This is a genomic window from Pseudomonas fuscovaginae SE-1, from assembly GCF_000364705.1.
GTDB classification, from domain to species: domain Bacteria; phylum Pseudomonadota; class Gammaproteobacteria; order Pseudomonadales; family Pseudomonadaceae; genus Aquipseudomonas; species Aquipseudomonas fuscovaginae_A.
Genome location: NZ_AQOH01000148.1, coordinates 1 through 860, shown reverse-complemented (window position 1 = coordinate 860; position 860 = coordinate 1). Strand labels below are relative to the sequence as shown.

Below are 860 nucleotides of genomic sequence, written 5' to 3'. Positions count from 1 at the left end.
TTCAACGCCGACGACGTGCTGTTCACCTTCAACCGCATGCTCGACAAGGACATGCCGTTCCGCAAGGCCTACCCGACCGAGTTCCCCTACTTCACCGACATGGGGATGGACACCAACATCGCCAAGGTCGAGAAACTCGACGAGCATACCGTCAAGTTCACTCTCAAGACCGTCGACGCCGCCTTCATCCAGAACCTGGCGATGAGCTTCGCCTCGATCCAGTCCGCCGAGTACGCCGACAAGCTGCTCAAGGAAGGCAAGGCCAGCGACATCAACCAGAAACCGATCGGCACCGGTCCGTTCGTGTTCAAGAGCTACCAGAAAGACTCCAACATCCGCTACACCGGGAACAAGGAGTACTGGAAGCCTGAAGACGTGAAGATCGACAACCTGATCTTCGCCATCACCACCGACGCGTCGGTGCGGATGCAGAAACTCAAGAAGAACGAGTGTCAGGTGAGCGTCTACCCGCGTCCGGCCGACCTCGCGCCACTCAAGGCCGACCCGAAACTGCAGATGCCAAGCCAGGCCGGTTTCAACCTGGGCTACATCGCCTATAACGTGATGCCGGTGCTCAAGGGCGAAACCGCCGCCAACCCGCTGGCCGACCTGCGCGTTCGCCAGGCGCTGGACATGGCCGTGAACAAGCCGCAGATCATCGAATCGGTGTACCAGGGTGCCGGCCAGTTGGCCGTCAACGCCATGCCGCCGACCCAGTGGTCCTACGACACCACCATCAAGGATGCCAAGTTCGATCCCGAGAAGGCCAAGCAACTGCTCAAGGAAGCGGGCATCAAGGAAGGCACCGAGATCAAGCTGTGGGCCATGCCGGTCCAGCGTCCGTACAACCCCAACGCCAA

1 protein-coding gene is annotated in these 860 nt (G+C 60.1%); it reads left to right on the top strand.

Translation table 11 applies throughout. The features are described 5' to 3' along the window. The coding region (locus tag K675_RS0115405) for an ABC transporter substrate-binding protein (RefSeq protein ID WP_017904400.1) at window positions 1-860 on the top strand (860 nt) is incomplete at both ends.